The organism is uncultured Jannaschia sp. (assembly GCF_947494025.1).
Taxonomy (GTDB): domain Bacteria; phylum Pseudomonadota; class Alphaproteobacteria; order Rhodobacterales; family Rhodobacteraceae; genus Jannaschia.
Genome location: NZ_CANLTQ010000077.1, coordinates 1 through 3,360, shown reverse-complemented (window position 1 = coordinate 3,360; position 3,360 = coordinate 1). Strand labels below are relative to the sequence as shown.

The 3,360-nt window shown below is 63.8% G+C and carries 5 protein-coding genes and 1 pseudogene; all 6 read right to left on the bottom strand.

All coding sequences use genetic code 11. The features are described from left to right. A pseudogene (locus Q1B08_RS21065) lies at nucleotides 1-815 on the bottom strand (hypothetical protein); the annotation flags it as partial. Further along, entirely contained in the window at nucleotides 808-1,083 is a 276-nt protein-coding gene (locus Q1B08_RS21060; RefSeq protein ID WP_299823230.1) for a VirB3 family type IV secretion system protein, read from the bottom strand. The gene Q1B08_RS21060 and the pseudogene Q1B08_RS21065, both read right to left, overlap by 8 nt. Before the next feature lie 3 nt (nucleotides 1,084-1,086). Continuing rightward, nucleotides 1,087-1,386 carry a TrbC/VirB2 family protein gene (locus tag Q1B08_RS21055; protein ID WP_299821170.1) on the bottom strand — a complete coding sequence of 100 codons (300 nt, stop codon included), beginning with the start codon at nucleotides 1,384-1,386 and terminating at the stop codon, nucleotides 1,087-1,089. After that, nucleotides 1,374-1,862, bottom strand: coding sequence for a lytic transglycosylase domain-containing protein (locus tag Q1B08_RS21050; protein WP_299823233.1), 489 nt, complete (start codon nucleotides 1,860-1,862; stop codon nucleotides 1,374-1,376). Before Q1B08_RS21050 ends, Q1B08_RS21055 begins: the two co-directional genes overlap by 13 nt. A gap of 176 nt (nucleotides 1,863-2,038) precedes the next feature. Beyond that, a complete protein-coding gene (locus Q1B08_RS21045) occupies nucleotides 2,039-2,500 on the bottom strand; it encodes a hypothetical protein (RefSeq protein ID WP_299823227.1) in 462 nt (153 codons plus the stop codon). A 25-nt stretch (nucleotides 2,501-2,525) separates the two neighbouring features. Further along, nucleotides 2,526-2,858 carry a hypothetical protein gene (locus Q1B08_RS21040; protein WP_299823224.1) on the bottom strand — a complete coding sequence of 111 codons (333 nt, stop codon included), beginning with the start codon at nucleotides 2,856-2,858 and terminating at the stop codon, nucleotides 2,526-2,528. Nucleotides 2,859-3,360 lie beyond the last annotated feature (502 nt).

The following is a 3,360-nucleotide window of genomic DNA, read 5'->3' as shown; positions in this document are numbered from 1 at the left end:
ACCACCGTGTCGCCGGGCAGGTCGAGCCGGTCGAGAAAGCCCGGCGCGGTCTCGGTCGGGTACTTCTTGAAGGTGAACATCGCGCCGAAGCGCAGATCGTCCTCGTCGCTGCCCAGCACGACGAAGCTGTCGCCCCGGAAGTCCACGCGGCTGTCAACGAGGAGGTTGCCGATCGGCGTGAAGGCCGCGCCCGGCGTGAGCGGCGCGTACTTGCCGGTCACGGCCGTCCGCAGGAGCCCGAGCCAGCGGCCGTCCGCGAGCGTCAGCCGCTCGGGCCGGGCCGGCGTCAGGGCCTGCATCAGATTGGTGGTGATCTCGTTCAGCAGGGCGATGCGGCGACCACGCTCGGCGCGCAGGTCGCGCTTCGCGCCGCCGGTGATCCGTGCCCAGAGACCGGCCAGCTTGGGAGGTCGCACGACCACGGAGACCATCGATACCCGCTCGCGCAGCGTCCCGCCGGAGACGAGGCCCTGCCATTGCCGGTCGATGCGCGCGGCGAGGCCCTCGCCCGCGACGGGCGGCAGCGTCGGCCGGGTCTCGTGCGAGACGCGGTGGACATAGAACGCCACGTCGGGCCGGGATTGCGCGATCGAGGCCGCGAACGTCCGTGCCAGATCATCGACGAACGTCGCGTCCGCCGTGTCCGCCGCGATGCCCGCGACAAGGAACGACGCCATCACGTCGCCGTCGCGCAGCATGATGACGTCCGCGCCCACGCCGGTCACGTAGGGAAGATAGCAGGCCAGCATGTGTTCGCGCTTCAGCCCCGGCGGATCGACCGCGCGACGGCCGAGCCCTTGCTTCACGTCAAGCATGGTAAGTGTTCCCTTGGCCCCGGACGGCGCCCGGCGTCGGCGGGGTCTTCCCGAGGCTGGCGAAGATCACGTCGAGGAACCGGGCGTCGTAGTTCGCCAGCGCCCGGAGGGCGGCGTAGCCGAGGGCCGCGCTTCCGATGAGCCACAGGAACGAGAGCGACACGATGTAGCCGCCGACCACCACGAGAAACAGGATCACGAGATAGGTCATCGGCAGGCCGGCCATCGAGACCGGCCGCGTGAGCGCCAGGAAGCACGGGTTCCGCATGGATCAGGCGGTCGTGCCGATGCCGCCGAGGATCGTGGCCGCGCCGAACAGGATCACCAGCCCGAGGACGACCGAGCCCGCGAAGAGCCAGTTCATCCGGCCCATCAGGAACAGGAGGCCGACTGCGCACAGGGCGACGAGGCCGATGGCCTTGCCGGTCGTGCCGGTCAGCGCCGTCCCGAGCGTGGTGAAGAACGTGTTGATGGGCGAGAGGTCCTGCGCGAAGACCGGCGAGGCCGCGCAGACCGCGAGCGCGAGCGCCACGGCCCCGATGCGGCGGGTGGAGGGGGTCAGTATTGCCATACCGAAGAATCCTTCTGACTTCTGGTGGAGCGAACGGTCTGTCCCGTTCGGGGGGATACGGGCGCGGGATTCACGGTTTGTACCGAAGCCACCGCGGCCGTGATCCTGGCGACGTAGGCCCGCGTCTCCCGGAAGGGGGGCACGCCGCCATACTGCGCCACGCGATGCGGCCCGGCATTGTAAGCCGCGAGCGCGAGGTGCACGTCGCCGAAGCGGTCGAGCTGCGCCGCGAAGTAGCGGGCGGCGCCGTCGAGGTTCTGTTCCGGGTCCCACGGATCGCGCACGCCGAGCGCGCGCGCCGTGTCCGGCATGAGTTGTCCGAGGCCCTGCGCGCCCTTCGGTGACAGCGCCCGGGGATTGAAGCCGCTCTCGGCACGGACCAGTTCGACGAAGACCTGCGCGAAGGTGAGGGCGTCGAGACCGGCGCGGCGCGGACCTTCGCCGCCGGCGTGCCGCAGCGCGACTTGTTCGGCCATGTCGCGGTAAACGGCGCGAGAGGCTGCAATGCGCGCCGGACGGGTCGGCTGCGTTTGTGCCCGCGCGCTCAGCGAGTCCTTCACGACCACGCGCCCGTCGCGGGTGTATTCGTAGACGGTGGCGTAGCTCGGAACCGCCATCGCGAAGCACAAGAGGGAGAAAGTGGCAACGCGGATCACCAGCTAAGCCCCGTTGTCCAGTAGATCGCGACGGTAATTCCGGAAATGAGAACCGCTAGCGTGATCCAGACCGGCGGAGCACTCACGAAGAACGATCCGAACAGCGTCAGCAGAACCGTCAATGCCTGCGGATAGAACGGCACGGCGATTATGAGACCAACGATGGTTGCGATCGACAGGACCGGCGTGACCGCTAGGAAGACACCCGCGACAATTCCGAGAATGGGTCCGAGACCCATCCAGAGAATCGCCCATCCGATCGTCCACGGAGTTGCGATCAGATCGTCGTAGGTGCCGGCCGCCCAAACTGCGGCCAAGTAAGGCGGCATAAGAAGGGCGAAAAGAGCAAGGCGACGAGCGAAGGGCGACCGGCTGCTTGGATGACTAGGATACTTATCGTTTAGTTCTGCTCGCCAGGTTTCTAGCTCGAGATGCGGGGAAAGGTCGTCCAGTTCCACCTGGATTGACTTCAAGCGTGGCCTTTTAGTCGTCGTCTTCGACATCCACAGAGGCTGCATTTGCTGGCTTGAAGTAGGGAACCTCCAGCGTGGGTCCGTCAGGGTAGAGGCTCTTGTGGTAGTTGAAGAGCGCTTCTGCCGTTCGGATGCGCTTCGGCATGTCTGTCGAAGAGATATGAACCTGCTTCTCGATTCCATCGTAGCGAAGCAGGAAGACCTCCCACTCGATCCGGCCGGAACCAGCATCGACGGGTTTGTAAATGACCTTCCCGCCATCTGATTCCACGTATCCGCGAACGTGTGCGCCATAGAGTTTCTTCTCGTCTTCTTGGCCTGCCATCTCGTGTACGTCCCTCATGGTTTTGTTTCCACACCAGGGACGATTAGCGCATAGCCGCGGGTTGCCTCAATCGCGATCATACAAGCCATCTATCAGGATACAAGTCAATCTGTTCGATATAGGGTGCGCAGATTCTTGTAGCCGTCAAACCAGCCTACATAGGTTATAGAAATATACAGGCTCGATAGCCTGTCAAACCGGCTTTTCATAGAAAACTGGTTCGTATTCAGCAGGAAGCTGAATTCTGGCTCGATGGAGCCTGTCGCTTTGCAACTGATTACCGAACCGCGACCAGCAGAATGGCTGGCGTTACCCACCACCAACGGGTCAATCCCGTGACGGTTGATGGATGCGCTCCCTTTGCCGTGAAGAGCACGATCTGTAGCGAACAGATACGAAACGAGACGAAACGAAACGTTCTACTTCGCTGTTTTAACTAACTATTAAAGCGGTTTGCTCCCATCCTGACTCACCCAGGATTCCCTCGGGGTCGTTCGTCTGATTCACTTTCGGCAGGAGG

Bases quoted from the DNA above. Each gene is read 5' to 3' on its own strand.
- Q1B08_RS21055 (WP_299821170.1), bottom strand. From the start codon at position 1,386: ATGGCAATACTGACCCCCTCCACCCGCCGCATCGGGGCCGTGGCGCTC.
- Q1B08_RS21060 (WP_299823230.1), bottom strand. From the start codon at position 1,083: ATGCGGAACCCGTGCTTCCTGGCGCTCACGCGGCCGGTCTCGATGGCC.
- Q1B08_RS21040 (WP_299823224.1), bottom strand. From the start codon at position 2,858: ATGAGGGACGTACACGAGATGGCAGGCCAAGAAGACGAGAAGAAACTC.
- Q1B08_RS21050 (WP_299823233.1), bottom strand. From the start codon at position 1,862: ATGGCCGAACAAGTCGCGCTGCGGCACGCCGGCGGCGAAGGTCCGCGC.